The organism is Acinetobacter sp. TUM15064 (assembly GCF_008980265.1).
Taxonomy (GTDB): Bacteria; Pseudomonadota; Gammaproteobacteria; order Pseudomonadales; family Moraxellaceae; genus Acinetobacter.
This window is the reverse complement of sequence record NZ_BKFU01000228.1, coordinates 1-437: the sequence shown is the minus strand read 5'-3', so window position 1 is coordinate 437 and position 437 is coordinate 1. Positions and strand designations below refer to the sequence as shown.

Here is a 437-nt window from a genome sequence, read left to right as displayed (position 1 = left end):
AATTGGTGGGGTCTAAAATAGCAACGAATCTGGTTATTACTCGTCAAATGTTTTGGAATATCAATATTTCCAAAAATCGTATGCAGTTGTTGATCTTGTATTTGGGTTTTTATTTCATTCAAATCGGAAAAATAACGTGCTGCAAAAAGTGTTTTCGGTTGGAAGTAAAGCTGCTTAGGCGTACCACTTTGAATGATTTTACCCTGATGCATCAAAATAATCTGATCAGCAATTTGAAGTGCTTCTTCAGGATCATGAGTCACAATGATAGTTGTGGTCGAAGTCGGTTTTAAAATATCAATGGTGCTTTGTCGAATTTGAGCACGTAAACGATGATCCAAATTCGAAAATGGTTCATCCATAAGCAAAACATGAGGTTTAGGTGCGAGTGCACGAGCTAAAGCGACACGCTGTTGTTCACCACCAGATAAAGTATG

General features: G+C 37.5%; 1 protein-coding gene. It reads right to left on the bottom strand.

Going from position 1 to position 437, the window contains the following annotated elements; genetic code table 11:
* On the bottom strand, positions 1–437 hold a 437-nt coding region (locus GBI16_RS18550), incomplete at both ends, for an ABC transporter ATP-binding protein (RefSeq protein ID WP_151707646.1).